The sequence below is a fragment of the Ilumatobacter sp. genome, assembly GCF_049588435.1.
Taxonomy (GTDB): domain Bacteria; phylum Actinomycetota; class Acidimicrobiia; order Acidimicrobiales; family Ilumatobacteraceae; genus Ilumatobacter_A.
The window spans coordinates 1-12,814 of sequence record NZ_JBAVYV010000397.1; the positions used below are offsets into that span (position 1 = coordinate 1).

A 12,814-nucleotide genomic window follows, 5' to 3' on the forward strand; every position below is an offset into this window, starting at 1 on the left:
GGTGTGGGGGATCTCCCCGGAGTTCGATGGATCCGGGCTGGGCGCGCTGACCCACGCGATGCGCCACGTCGCGACGGTCGGCAGACCGGTCGGCGGATCGGGAAGCGTGCCCGAGGCGATCCTCGCCTCGTTCCGCGCAGCTGGCGGCACGCTGCGGACGGGAACGAAGGTCGTCGAGATCTGCTGTTCCGGTGACGCGGTCAGTGGCGTGCGCCTCGACGACGGCTCGTTCGTCTCCGCTCCCGTCGTCGTGTCGGCGTGCAACCCGCACGACACCTTCCTGCGCTGGTTGACCAATCCGCCGGCCGTTGCACGCGACCTGATCGGTCGCTGGCGCGACGTCCCACATGCTGACGGCTACGAGTCGAAGCTCGACGTGATCGTCGATCGAGCGCCGACGCTGAAGCACTCCGATCGGACGCTCGGGCCGACCACGGTGATCGCCCCCGACCTCGCCACGATCCACCACGGCTGGGAACTGATGCAGGAGGGCACGGTGCTCGACCGGCCCGGACTGCTCGTCAACGTGCCCACGCTGCTCGACCCGACGATGGCCCCCGCCGGGCTCCACGTGCTCAGCCTCGAGGCGCTGTACACCCCGTTCGGCCTCGCCGGTGGGTGGCCCGGCTCGAACGAGCCGCGTCGCTGGCTCGAGGCGTTCGCAGAACTCTGCGAACCCGGGATGCTCGAATCGATCGTGGACTGGCGCGCGATGACGCCCGACCGCTACGAGTCCGAGTTCCACCTGCCCGCCGGGCACGCGACCAGCTTTGCCGGCGGCCCGCTCGCGGCATTCCGGAACCCGAACCCGGAACTGACCCGGTACGAGACCGACATCGACGGGCTCTTCATCACCGGAGCAGCGACCTTCCCCGGCGCCGGCGTGTGGGGCGCGAGCGGTCGCAACTGTGCGACCGTCGTGACCACCTCCGCGAACCGGCGATCGTGAACCGGCGATCGTGACGCGCGGAATCCGCAGGGTCGATCTACGGTTGTCTTCCACATGAGCAACGGATCTCTGCATCTCGGGCGCGTCCTGGGGATTCCCGTACGCGCCCACTGGAGCATGGCGCTCGTCGCCGCGCTGTTCGGCGTCAACCTCGCGGGAGCGTTCGGACTCGTCGCCGGAGTCGCTGCTGTCGCCGCGTTCTTCGTCTCGATCCTGGCCCACGAGTTCGGCCACGCCCTGGTCGCCCGTCGCTACGGAGTCGAGACCGAGTCGATCGACCTCTGGGCGCTCGGCGGGGTGGCCCGCCTCGATCGGGAGCCCCCGACGCCGCGCTCGGACGGCCTGATCGCCGGTGCCGGACCGCTGGTCAGCCTCGTCATCGGGGTCCTCACATTCGGTGCGGCACTCCAACTGCAGTCCAACGTGCTCGGCTGGGTCGGAATCGTGAACCTGGCGCTCGCCGTGTTCAACATGCTTCCCGGAGCCCCGCTCGACGGCGGACGCGTGCTCCGCGCCGTCCGTTGGGCCCGAACCGGCAGCAAGTACCGGGCGATGCGGGACGCAGGCAACGCCGGACGGGTACTCGGCTGGTCGCTTGCCATCGTCGGCATCGCCCTGATGGTGTACGGCACGTCGGGAATCTTCATCGCCATCACGGGCGTGTTCATCGCGATGAACGCCAAGGCCGAGATCGCCGCCTCCTTTGTCGGTGAGCACCTCGATGGCGTCAAGGTGCGCGACCTCACCTGGTGGGGGCTGGCCCACGCAGGTTCGGACATGGACGCCGACTCGATGATCGACCAGCGGGCGCGCCTCGGTGAGGCGGGCGCCGTTGCCGTGGACGCGAACGACGACGGTCAACTCGACGGGATCGTCCTCGAGGACCAGCTGTGGGCGATCCCGACCGAACAGCGGGCCCTCGTCATGCTGAACAGCCTGATGGTGCCCTTCAGTCAGACCGCCCGCGCGAACCCCGATGACGATCTGTCGTCGGTACTCCCCCGGCTCAACCCGCTGCGCCCGGTGGTCACGGTCTGGAACGAGGGAAAGCTGATCGGGATCGTGCCGCCGAAGGCACTTCGCCAGCGCCTCGACAGCGCCCAGGCCGCAGCCGCCGGTCGCGTGTGACCCACGATGCACGTCGGTGCCAGGCACCAACGTGCAGCTTCTGGGGGTCAGGCGTCCTTGACCGCCCAGTCGCGCTTGGCGACGGGGTCCTGGTCGCTCCAGGGGAAGTTGATCCACTGGTCGGTGCGCTTCCACACGTAGTCACACTTGACGACGGAGTGGGACTTCTCGTAGATGCAGGCGGTGCGGACCTCGCCGACCTTGCCCTCGCAGAACTCCTCGACCGACTTGAGCGTGTGACCCGTGTCCGCGACGTCGTCGACGATCAGGATCTTGCCGTGCGACAGGTCGACGAAGTCGGGAGCAGGCGGGAGGATCCGGGGCACGTCGAGACGCTCGTCCACACCGGTGTAGAACTCGACGTTCATCGTGTACACGTTCTTGATCGACAACGCATAGCCCATCGCTCCGGCCGGGAGAAGCCCACCACGGGCGATTCCGAGGATCATGTCGGCTTGATAATCGTCGTCGGCCACCATCTGGGAGAGACTCCGAGTGGCCTCGCCGAGCATCTCCCAGGTCATGATCTCGCGTTCATCCGACATGGGCAGCGAACCTACCGGACTTGCCGCTCGTCGGCCCACTCACCGCGCGTCAATCCGATGGATCGGGACTCGACGCGTTGTCGACGAGGACGAGCGCGACCGGATCGGGCCCGTCGACGAACGCCAGCACCGCGTCATCTCCGCGAACCGCCTCCGCCTCGTCGCCGCGCACCAAGAGCAATCGATCGTGCTCGGTGCCGTCGCTCACCCGGCCTTCGCCGAAGCGCCGGGCCTGACGATCGCCGTCGAGTCTGAAGTCCACGCCGTGATCGAGGAGCACCGCCGCGATCACGTAGGCGAACGGGTGGCCGAATCCCATCCGACTCTGGTCGATCACCACCGGTCCGTCGAACATTTCCAGCTCGGCCGAGGCGAGCTGGCGGACCATCTCGGAGGTCGCGCGTTCGCCTTCGACGTACTCGTCGCTCTGGGGCATCTGCTGGGATGTCGGGACGTTGAGTGCGAGGAGCACGACCGCCGCGGCGGCGAAGCCGATCGGCCCGATCGAGCGGTTGTATCGCCGCGTGGCCCGTTCGACGGCGATCAACGCTCCGATCACGAGGAACGTCGCCGTCGGCCACAGCCACCGGTAGTTCGCAGCTGCGAGACCGAAGCGAATCGGCGGCAACTGCGCGGCGTCGACGACTCCAGCCGTCACTGCGAGGAAGGCGACGACGAAGCCCGCGGTTGCCGTTCGGCGGTGTCGCCGGAACGTCGCGGCCGCCCCGACGGCAAGGGCTGCCCACATCAGCACGAAGAGCACGACGCTCGGATTCCCGGCCAGCGTCGCCAACGGTCCGTAGTCGCGAAACCCGGGTCGGAAGTAGCCGCGTGGGTCGGCGAGTACGGCGGACACGATCCGCACGGCGGTTCCCCACCCCGGTGCCGAGGTCTCGCCGGGTGACCGCAGCACGTTGGTCACGTTGCCCCAACCGAAGAACTGGTCGATCACAGCCGGACTCCACAGGATCAGGCCCGTCACCGCAGCGATCGTCCACGGACGACGGAATGGACCGATCCCACCGGTTCGTCGAGCCGCGAGCACCTGACCGACGACGGCGGGCAGGCCGACGCCCGCCACGAGGATCGGATAGCTGAGATGGGTCTGGCAGACGAGCGTCCCGGCCACGACGAACGGCACGAGTGCCCAACGGTCACCCGCAGCCGCGGCCCAGGCCGAGACGAGTACGCAGAGGTACGGCAACATCAGGTACTGGTGCTGTTGGGGAGTGATCAGCATCTCCGATCCCATGACCCAGGTCAGGAGGGCGACGGCGGTCATCGCGGGGATCACCGATCGCCAACCGCCGATCCGGTGGACCAGCCATGCGATCGTGAGGATCGCCAGGACGTGGACGGCGACGACCCCGATGGCGGTTCCGCCCATCGGTGCGATCTTCGTGAACGGGGCGAGCAGATAGAGCTGCAGCGGCCCGAGATTGTTGACGTCGACCGCGACGTCGGCGGTTCCGGACGACCAGGCTCCGAGAAGCGGGTGATATCTCGTCGCGACGTCGAGCGAGCGGACGGTGAAGTAGGCGTTGTCGGTGTGGGGAACCCAGGAGCCGACGGCAGCGCGCGCCCCGGCGAAGAGGACCGAGAGCGCGACGAGTCCGGTCAGGGCCAGCGCGATCACGCGCTCCCGGCCGGTGCTCCCCGTCGACATCGGCAGCGAACCTACTGGCGTTGTCGTCGGTCCGTCAGCCGCTCACCGGTTGTCGAGGAGGGCCGCCAACTCTCGAAAGACGCTGGTCGGCACGTGTTCGTCCAGATTCGAGATGTTCGCCGTGATCGCCACGGTCGTGTCGGAGTCGCTGTCGTGCATCACGAGCGCGGTGTAGCCGAGCCCTTCGCCCGTGTGCCCCCACCAGCCGTCCAGCTCGCCGATTCCGAGACCGTAGGTGTCGTATTCCGGGCCCTCGTCGAGCGGGCGGGCCTCCGCGCGCTGCGCCTCCCCGCCGTCTGCGATCCCTTCGCCGCGAGCGAGTGCCGGGCCCCACTCCAGGAGGTCGTCGATCGTCGTGGCCATCGCCCCGGAACCACCGAACACACCAAAGGTCGGCGGGGCAGCACTCAGGCCGTCCCCGTCGGGCTGATACCCGGTCGGGACCGAGTCCGCGATGTCGGCGGCCGGCGGCGCGTAGAGCGTCGAATCCAGACCGAGTGGGTCCAGGATCTGCTCGTCCAGTCGCTCGGCCATCGACTGGCCGGTCGCGGCCTCGATCACCATGCCGAGGAGGAGGGTGTTCGTGTTGATGTACACGTGTTCGGTGCCCGGCTCGAAGATCAGCGGCTCTCCGTCGATGTAGGAGAGCAACTCGGCGTCGGTGAAGTCCCGCGTCAGGTCGGCGACGAAGTCCTCGGCGAACGCGCCGTTCGCATACTCGGGGAGGCCGCTCGACATGTCGGCGAGTTGGAAGAGGGTGATCTCGTCTCCCCCCTCGACACCGTCGACGTATTCGTCGACCGTGTCCGTGAGCGCGAGGACGCCCTCGTCGGCGAGCTCGAGGAGCATGTTGACCGTGAACGACTTGGTGACCGACCGCAGCGGCCAGGTCAGCCCCGGTTCCAACGGTGTCGCCGACTCGAGGTCGGTCACGCCGAACTGCTCGTTCCAGATCTGTCCGTCGCCGAACTCGATCGCTACCTCGATTCCGGGAACGTCCGCACGGGCCTGCTCCGCCTCCACGATGGCGCTGGCCTCCGTGATCAGGTCGTCGCGATCTCCGGACGCATCACCGGACGCATCACCGGACGCATCACCGGTCGTGAGCGGAAGGTCGATGGCGGCGGTCAGCGCCTCGCCGATCAGCAGCGCCGGGTCCGTGCATGCCCCGTCGGTGCGCCCATCGGGAAGCGCGAGCGCATCGGGAGGGCAGTCCCCCGACTTGATGTCGCTGTTCGCGAACACGACGATGGTGGTGCCCGAGTCGAGATGATGCTGCATCATCGTGTTGAATCCGGGGAGTTCACCGCCGTGCCCGTACCATCCGTTGGTCACACCCAGCCCGAGTCCGTAGGCGCGCGCCGGGGAGTTCGGCTCCACGTCGGTCAAGGTCGAGGCGATGCGCTCGGCTTGCATCTCTGCATCGAGCAGTTCGTCACCCGTTGCGAGCGCCTCGCCGTACACGAGCAGGTCGTCGACGGTCGAGATCATCGCGCCGGCGGTCGATCCCCACGAGGGATTCCAGTCGGTCGCGTCGATCGGCACGGCATCCTCCTGCCCTTGCGTGCTGTACCCACGAGCGTGTGGCGTCGGCAACGTGGCATCCGTCGGGAACAGCGTCTCGTCGAGACCGAGTGGCTCGAAGATCGCTCCCTCCAGGACTTCGTCGATCGGTTGACCGGTGACCTGTTCGATCACCATGCCCAAGAGCACGGTGTTGGTGTTCGAGTAGGAGAACCCCGTACCGGGCGCGAACTCCGGTTCGGCCCCGGCGACCAGCCCGACGAGTTCCTCGGGCGTCCACGCAGCGAAGGGATCGTCGAACAGCTGCTCCTGGAAGGTTTCGTCGAACGTGTACGACGGAATGCCGCTCTGCATCATCGCCAGTTCGCGGAGTGTCGCCGAAGGATTCGCGGTGCCGTCGATGTAGTCGCCGATCGGATCGTCGAGCTCCAGCTCGCCGGCCGCGGCCAGTTGGAGCAATGCGGTGACCGTGAAGGTCTTCGTGACGCTTCCGATGCGCTGGTGAACGTCGGCGGTCATCGGTTCGGTGCCCTCGATGTCGGCGGAGCCGATCGTCGCGATCCACGTCCCCTCGGGTGAGCGGATCGCCATCACCGCTCCGGGCGCGGACACCTGTGCGAACGCGTCGCTCCCGGCTTCGGCGAGCGTCGCTGAGGTCTCCGCGTCGACGCTGTCCTCGACGATGTCGATCTGGCCACCCTCGACCGCGACGCCGGATGGACTCGACGAGGAGGTGGCGGTCTCGTCGCCGGTCTGGTCGCCGGACTCGTCACCCGACTCGACGCGGGACTCGACGGTGGTTGCAACCGAGGTGGCAACGCTCGAATCGCTGTCACCGTCATCACCGCATGCGGTGAGGATCAGCAGCGCTCCGATCGTGAGAGCTGCGGTGACGCGATGGATCCGACGAGTGCCGAACATGGTGGCTCCTTGGCTCAGGGTGGGGGTGGGAGTCGCGATCGCCCGCATTCGTGAACCGGCCCGAGCTGGGACCGGACTCATCACGGATACGTGTGGAGCTGACGATGTGACCGATCATGGACTGTAGCCCGAACATCCTTTCGATGCCCCCGCGCGTCGTTGTGTCACGAGATCGGGCAGGCCTCTGCCAAGCACCGCGGACGCCGTGGAGACTACGCCCCCGCAGCTGTCAGAGGCAGATGTCGAACGGTCGCACGGGAACTCGGTCGAGGAGGCGCTCCACCCCGGCCTGGCGGAGCGCGTCGCGGATCGCGGCGACGACCGCTGGGGTCGATGAGATGCACGGCGGTTCGCCGACACCTTTGGCCCCGAGTGGCGCGTGCGGATCCGGTTGTTCGATCAGCGTCGCCACGACCGGCGGCATGTCGAGGAAGGTCGGCAGCAGATAGTCGGTGAAGTTCCCGTTCCGGATCACACCGTCGATCTGGATGATCTCCTCCATCACGGCGAGGCCCAGGCCCTGGGCGATGCCACCCTCGATCTGGCCGATCACCGAGAGCGGATTGAGTGCGTTCCCGACGTCCTGGGCCGTCGCGATCTGCACGACCTTGACCAACCCGAGTTCTGGGTCGACATCGACCACCGCGCGATGAGCGACGAAGGCGAATGCCGTGTGGCAGTTGCCCTGGCCGTTCTCGTCGAGATCCTCGGTCTGGGGGTGGTGGTACTCGATCGTCTCGTCGATGTCGAGTCCGGCCGACGCCTCCGTCACCGGGATGCGTAGATCACCGGCGGTGTCGATCACATCGGTTCCGTCGATCAGCAGTCGGATCGGGTCGATGCCGTGCGCGGTCCCGACGGCTTCGAACAGTCGCTCGCGCGCGGCTCGACACGCGGCATCGACCGCTCCCCCGCTCATCCACGTCTGACGCGATGCCGACGTCGATCCCGCGGACCCGATCTGGGTGTCGATCTGGTCGAGCACGACGTCGTCGACGCCGAGGATCGACCTGGCGATCTGACCTGCGATCGTGACGAAGCCCTGGCCGACCTCGGCCGTCGCGAACTTGAGCGTCGCCACCCCATCGGCGAGGCGGCAGCGCGCGGTCGAGTAGTCGTCGAAGTTCTCCGAGTACATCAGGTTCTTGATCGACACCCCCCACCCGATCCCGCGGACGACGTCGCCCGCATCGGCCGTGCGTCCGGCACCGCCCGGCAACTTCATCACGTCGACACGACCGTCGGCGAGTTGACGGCCGCCGACCGGTTCGTCGGGGAGCGGGAGCGCAGCTGTCTCGAGGATGCATTCCTCGACCGGTGCGACGTTGAGGACCGGCTGTCCGGTGAGCAGCGTGTCGCCCGTCTTCATCGCATTGCGCAGCCGGATGTCGATCGGGTCGAGTCCGCAGGCCGCCGCGAGCCTGTCCATCTGTGACTCGTACGCGAAGCAGGCCTGCACCGCACCGAACCCGCGCATCGCACCGCACGGAAGATGGTTCGTCCGCACGGCGTACCCGTCGACGACCCCGTTCGGGCAGGCGTACGGGCCCTGCGCCATGGTGATCCCGTTGATCAGCACCGCCGACGAGGTGGACGCGTAGGCGCCGCCGTCGAACACGAATCGAGCTTCGACCGAGACCAACGTTCCGTCGGCGTGGGCGTGGTGGCGCATCCAGATCGTGGCGGGATGTCGGTGGACGTGGCCGAGGAAGCTCTCGCCGCGGGAGTAGGCCATGCGCACCGGGCGACCGAGCCGCAGGGCCAGGAGGCAGGTGTGCACCTGGAGGCTGATGTCCTCGCGGGCGCCGAACGCTCCCCCGACGCCACCGAGCACCATCCGGACCTTGTCGACCGGGAAACCGAGACAGGCGGCGATCTGGCCCTGATCCTCGTGCAGCCACTGGGTGGCGACGTGGAGTTCGACTCCGTCGGCTCCGGAGTCGGGGTAGGCGATCGCCGCTTCGAGGCCGAGGAACGCCTGGTCCTGCATCCCGATCTCGTAGGTTCCCTCGACGGTCACGGCCCCGGTCGCCGACGGATCGCCGTGGACGATGTGCTGATGCCGGATCAGATTGCCGTCCGGATGAATCGGATCGTGCCCGCCCGCGATCGAGATCTCGGGGTCGAGCAGTGGCTCGAGGACTTCGTAGGTGACATCGATCGCGACCAGCGCTCGACGCGCGGTCTCCGGATCGATGGCCGCGACGGCAGCGACCGGTTCGCCGACGTAGCGCACGACGTCGGAGGCGAACACGGGCTGGTCCTGACTGATCAGTCCGTAGGTGGCCTTGCCGGGCACGTCCTCGGCGGTGATGACCGCTTCGACGCCGCTGATCTGCCAGGCCTTGCTGAGATCGATCGACACGATCCGGGCGAAGGGATGCGGCGAACGCAGGGTCGCCCCGAAGAGGCAGCCGTCCGCGCTCAGGTCCGACGAGAACGCGAACGTGCCCTGGGTCTTCTCGAGTCCGTCGGGACGAACGGGCGAGTCGCCGATCGTGCCCGGGCGGGCGTTCGTGCCGGTCTCCGTAGCCGGCTTCTCGACGACGCTCATGACGCGACCTCCACTGCGTTGTCGTTGTCCCCGCCGGATCGGCGGACTGCGACCTGCTGGACGGCATCGATGATGCGGCCGTATCCGGTGCAGCGGCACACGTTGCCCGCCAGCTCTTCTCGGATCTCGGTGTCCGTCGGGGTTCCGGTCCGTTCCAGGAGATCGTGGACGGCCATCACCAGACCCGGCGTGCAGAAACCGCACTGCACCGCGCCGGCGTCGACGAAGGCCTGCTGCACGTCGCTGGGAGCACCGACGGGCGCCACTCCCTCGATCGTGACGATCTCCTGGTCGACTGCGGAGGCACCCATCACGAGGCAGGAGCAGACGAGCACATCGTCGACCATCACGCTGCACGAGCCGCACTCGCCCTGCGTGCAGGCGCCCTTGGATCCCATCAGACCGATGCGGTCGCGGAGGACGTCGAGCAGGCTCTCGCCGAGCCACGAGTCGGCCACGTCGTGATCCGTCCCGTTGACCCGCAACGTGAAGAACTCGTTGTTCATCTCGTTGTTCATCTCGTTGTTCATGACGCTGTTCATCTCGTTGCCTCGTTCGCTCGATCTGATCCGCCGCCGTCGAACGCCCGTCTGGCCAGGCGTCGCGCGAGGACGCCGACGGCGTGACGCCGATAGTCGGCTGTCGAGCGGTGATCGCTGATCGGCGAACTCTCGTCGCTGACGAGCGATCCGAGTCGGTCGAGCGCACCAGGTTCGACGCGTGCGGCGTTCCAGTCGACGTTCGATGCCAGATACTCCTCGGCGGCATCACAGCGGATGATCGTGGGGCCGACCGAACCCAACGCGATCGCAACCTTCCGGCGGTCGGTGTCGACGGCCAGACATGCGCTGGCGACCGCGATCACCATCGCGTTGCGCACACCGACCTTGGCGTATCCCTGCCATCCGGTTCGCTCCGGCAGGATGATCTCGGCGATCAGTTCACCCGGTGCGAGCGACGTGCGCTTCACCCCGACCATCACGTCGTGGACCGACGCCGTTCGTTCGCCGTCGGCCGAGACGATGCGGATCTGCGCATCGAGGGCGGAGAGGACCGGCAATCCGTCACCGGCGGGAGAACAGGTGGCCAGATTGCCGCCGAGCGTGCCGGCGTTGCGGATCTGGGGCGACCCCACGGTGCGCGACGCCTCGGCCAGCGCCGGCAGCAATTCGACGAGCGGCGGTTGCATCAACTCGGAGTAGGTGACACCGGCGCCGATCGTGACCGTGCCGGCCGTCGCGTCGTGGCGCCACGAGCGCAGATCGGTCACCCGGTTGAGCGCGATCACGAGGTCGGCTGGGCGGCGATGGCCCTCGTTGATCTCGACCATCGCGTCGGTACCACCGGCGAGCAGCATCGCATCGGGACGGTCGGCGAGAAGTCGGACGGCATCGTCCAGGGAGGTGGGGACGGCGAGCGTCATGGCCGGGATCTTACAAACTGTCAAGGGTCGGACCGGGGAGCTTCGACCGGTTTCATCTCCCCGAAACGAACGACCCGCCCGGCCGATCTCGTCCGCAGCCTGCCGATGCCGGTCGGCCTCGTGAACAGTTCCGGCGCTCCGTGCGCGAACAGTTCACGAGAACGGACCGGGTGGACGGGATGGGGTCAGACCTCGTAGGGGCAGTGTCGGCAGCCCGAGGCGCAGCAGTAGGCGCGGCGGGCCAGGAATCGAGCGGTGAAAACGCTGAATCCGCTGGCCGGGTCGGTGTATGTCGGCACGTTCTGCTCGATCGCAGCTGCGTGGCGACTCGAGATCTCCTCGAACTGCGGATGATCGGGCGAGAGCCTCGAGCGGTGTGGTGTCCGCCAGTCCTCGCGCAGCGTCGAATCATCACCGGTGACGCTGTCCACGGATCGAGCCTACGAGCGGCTCCGACTGGTACGTTCGGCGCCGATGGCAGTGCTCGACTCCACGTCGCTCGACACGACCGAGCCGCTCGGTGTCGACATCGGGTCGACGTTGGCGGCGTATCGCCACGGCCGCAACGACCCGACCACCTGGATCGATCGGCTCGGTCGAGGGTCCACGTCGGCAGGACGATTCGTGCGGGCGACCAACACCCCCGATGGCCCCGCATCGGTCGAGATCCGCTGGGCCCCGGATGCCGACCTGTCGGCCGAGGCGTGGGGCCCCGGCGGAGACTGGCTGCTCGCGCAGGTCCCCGCCATGATCGGCGACCTCGACCGAGGCGCGCCCGAACTCGAACTCGACAGCCACCCGGTCGTGGCCCGATGTGTCCGGGCGAATCGCCACAGGCGAATCGGAGCCAGTTCGACTCTGTACCACGAGCTGTTGCCGACGATCATCGAGCAGCGGATCACGACGATCGAGGCGAAGCAGCAGTGGGCCGCCCTGTGTCGGGCCCTGTCCGATCCGGCACCGGGGCCGTTCGCCGGTCTGCTGCTGCCACCGGCACCCGCCGTCCTGCGCCGACAGCCGAGCTGGTGGTTCCATCCGGTCGGGATCGAACGAACACGTGCCGAGCCCCTGATCGAGGTCGCTCGCCACGCATCCAAGATGTGGGCGTGGGCGGACCTCACCCCGACCGAAGCCGCTCGGATGCTGCGACTGATCCCGGGGATCGGCGTCTGGACGGTCGGCTGTGTGCTCGGCCCGGCGCTCGGCGACCCCGACGCGGTTCCCGTGGGCGATTACCACGTCAAGAACATCATCGCGTGGAACCTGGCTGACGAGGCCCGCGCCAGCGACGACCGTATGCTCCAGCTGCTCGAACCGTACGTCGGCCAACGTGGCAGGGTCGTCCAAGCGATCCTGTCGCACGGCGACGGTGCACCGAAGTTCGGTCCGAAGCAGCGGATTCTGCCGATGCGTCGCTGGTGACGCACGAGCGACCCAGGTCGAGAGTGAACGAGTTCCGATGATGACGAACAACCGAACGACGACGTCTCGAACGGCGGGCCTCCCATCCGATGACACCGGTGTGTCCGGTGTGTCCGGTGTGTCCGGTGTGTCCGGTGTGTCCGATGGAGCGGACGACGTCGATGGCACACACTCGACGGTGGAACGTGATCGGTGGCGGCGTGCCGTCGCCGTCGGAATGCTCGCCTATGCGGTCTCGCGACTGTGTGTGATGGCGGGTGCCTTCGTGCGCGCCTCACAGATCGTGATCGACCAGCGCGAGGACGGTGAACCGGAGAAGGGCGCGCTGGAGGTGATCAGCGAGGTTCTGACCTCGTGGGACGGCCGGTGGTACCTCGAGGTCGTTCGTCTCGGCTACCCGGACCGGATCCCGGCGAACATCACCTACGAACAGACCGAGGCGCGCGCCGCGTTCTTCCCGCTGTACCCGGGTGCGGTCCGGGTGTTCGACTTCGTCCTGCCGGGCGGCGACACGATGGCCGCCCTCACGTTGAACTTCCTCCTCGGAGCCGTCGCCGTCCTGCTCGTCGGAATGATGGCGCGACGGGTGTTCTCGTCGGCGATCGCTGCACGCTCGATGGTGCTCTTCGCGATGTTCCCCGGGTCGTTCGTGTTGTCGTTCGCCTACTCCGAGGCCCTGTGC

General features: G+C 67.7%; 10 protein-coding genes and 1 pseudogene. 4 read left to right on the forward strand and 7 right to left on the reverse strand.

What is annotated here, in order from left to right; genetic code table 11:
• Nucleotides 1-949, forward strand: a 949-nt coding sequence (locus WBV89_RS15270; protein ID WP_423982210.1) for a phytoene desaturase family protein, incomplete at its 5' end; no start/stop codon positions are given.
• A gap of 54 nt (nucleotides 950-1,003) precedes the next feature.
• Nucleotides 1,004-2,077: a site-2 protease family protein gene (locus tag WBV89_RS15275; protein WP_423982211.1), complete on the forward strand. Its 1,074-nt coding sequence runs from the start codon at nucleotides 1,004-1,006 to the stop codon at nucleotides 2,075-2,077.
• A 47-nt stretch (nucleotides 2,078-2,124) separates the two neighbouring features.
• On the opposite strand, the gene WBV89_RS15280 is transcribed toward WBV89_RS15275, so the two are convergent.
• The 7 genes from WBV89_RS15280 to WBV89_RS15310 all read right to left on the reverse strand — a co-directional run bounded on the left by WBV89_RS15280 (nucleotide 2,125) and on the right by WBV89_RS15310 (nucleotide 11,141).
• The gene (locus WBV89_RS15280; protein WP_423982212.1) at nucleotides 2,125-2,622 is read right to left on the reverse strand and encodes a phosphoribosyltransferase; all 498 of its coding nucleotides are present in this window, start codon (nucleotides 2,620-2,622) and stop codon (nucleotides 2,125-2,127) included.
• Between the two features lie 49 nt (nucleotides 2,623-2,671).
• The gene (locus tag WBV89_RS15285) at nucleotides 2,672-4,288 is read right to left on the reverse strand and encodes a hypothetical protein (RefSeq protein ID WP_423982213.1); all 1,617 of its coding nucleotides are present in this window, start codon (nucleotides 4,286-4,288) and stop codon (nucleotides 2,672-2,674) included.
• 42 nt (nucleotides 4,289-4,330) lie between these two features.
• Complete coding sequence (locus WBV89_RS15290; RefSeq protein ID WP_423982214.1) at nucleotides 4,331-6,733, reverse strand: serine hydrolase domain-containing protein; 2,403 nt, start codon at nucleotides 6,731-6,733, stop codon at nucleotides 4,331-4,333.
• A 229-nt stretch (nucleotides 6,734-6,962) separates the two neighbouring features.
• On the reverse strand, nucleotides 6,963-9,287 hold the full coding sequence (gene pucD, locus WBV89_RS15295; RefSeq protein ID WP_423982215.1) for a xanthine dehydrogenase subunit D: 2,325 nt from the start codon (nucleotides 9,285-9,287) through the stop codon (nucleotides 6,963-6,965).
• Nucleotides 9,284-9,829, reverse strand: coding sequence for a (2Fe-2S)-binding protein (locus tag WBV89_RS15300; protein ID WP_423982217.1), 546 nt, complete (start codon nucleotides 9,827-9,829; stop codon nucleotides 9,284-9,286). Before WBV89_RS15300 ends, pucD begins: the two co-directional genes overlap by 4 nt.
• The gene (locus WBV89_RS15305; RefSeq protein WP_423982218.1) at nucleotides 9,826-10,710 is read right to left on the reverse strand and encodes an FAD binding domain-containing protein; all 885 of its coding nucleotides are present in this window, start codon (nucleotides 10,708-10,710) and stop codon (nucleotides 9,826-9,828) included. The genes WBV89_RS15300 and WBV89_RS15305 overlap by 4 nt, the downstream gene beginning before the upstream one ends.
• Nucleotides 10,711-10,895: 185 nt before the next feature.
• Nucleotides 10,896-11,141, reverse strand: a complete 246-nt coding sequence (locus tag WBV89_RS15310) for a DUF5522 domain-containing protein (protein WP_423982219.1) — start codon at nucleotides 11,139-11,141, stop codon at nucleotides 10,896-10,898.
• Between the two features lie 43 nt (nucleotides 11,142-11,184).
• Here WBV89_RS15310 and WBV89_RS15315 point away from each other — a divergent pair, with 43 nt between their 5' ends.
• Nucleotides 11,185-12,132 carry a DNA-3-methyladenine glycosylase family protein gene (locus WBV89_RS15315; RefSeq protein WP_423982220.1) on the forward strand — a complete coding sequence of 316 codons (948 nt, stop codon included), beginning with the start codon at nucleotides 11,185-11,187 and terminating at the stop codon, nucleotides 12,130-12,132.
• A 40-nt stretch (nucleotides 12,133-12,172) separates the two neighbouring features.
• Nucleotides 12,173-12,814 (forward strand): annotated as a pseudogene (locus WBV89_RS15320) (hypothetical protein); the annotation flags it as partial.